This window comes from Seonamhaeicola marinus, assembly GCF_008085455.1.
On the sequence record NZ_VSDQ01000874.1, the window covers coordinates 1 to 621 of the forward strand.

A 621-nucleotide genomic window follows, 5' to 3' on the forward strand; every position below is an offset into this window, starting at 1 on the left:
TTTTTATAGACACTGCCAACCTTGATGAAATTGCTGAAGCGCAAGCACTAGGTATTTTAGATGGTGTAACTACAAACCCATCATTAATGGCTAAAGAAGGTATTACAGGTGAACAAAACATCTTAAACCATTATGTGAAGATTTGTGAAATTGTTGATGGTGATGTAAGTGCCGAAGTAATATCAACAGATTTTGAAGGTATGGTAAAAGAAGGTGAAGCGTTAGCTGCTTTACACCCACAAATTGTGGTAAAATTACCTTTAATTGCTGATGGTATTAAAGCATGTAAGTATTTTTCAGATAAAGGTATTAGAACTAACGTAACATTAGTGTTTTCAGCAGGACAAGCATTGTTAGCTGCTAAAGCAGGTGCTACGTATGTATCGCCTTTTTTGGGTAGATTAGATGATATTTCAACTGATGGTTTAAACCTAATTGCAGAAATTCGTCAAATTTATGATAACTATCAATTCAATACGCAAATTTTAGCAGCATCAATCCGTCACACAATGCATGTAATTGATTGTGCTAAATTAGGAAGTGATGTAATGACTGGGCCATTAAAATCAATTACAGGTTTATTAAAGCACCCATTAACTGATATTGGTTTAGCTAAATTTT

The 621-nt window shown here is 33.8% G+C and carries 1 protein-coding gene; it reads left to right on the forward strand.

The annotated features are described in order from the left end of the window. Positions 1-621 (forward strand): fructose-6-phosphate aldolase (gene fsa / locus FUA24_RS24540; protein ID WP_148546065.1); only part of this gene is annotated, 621 nt, incomplete at both ends.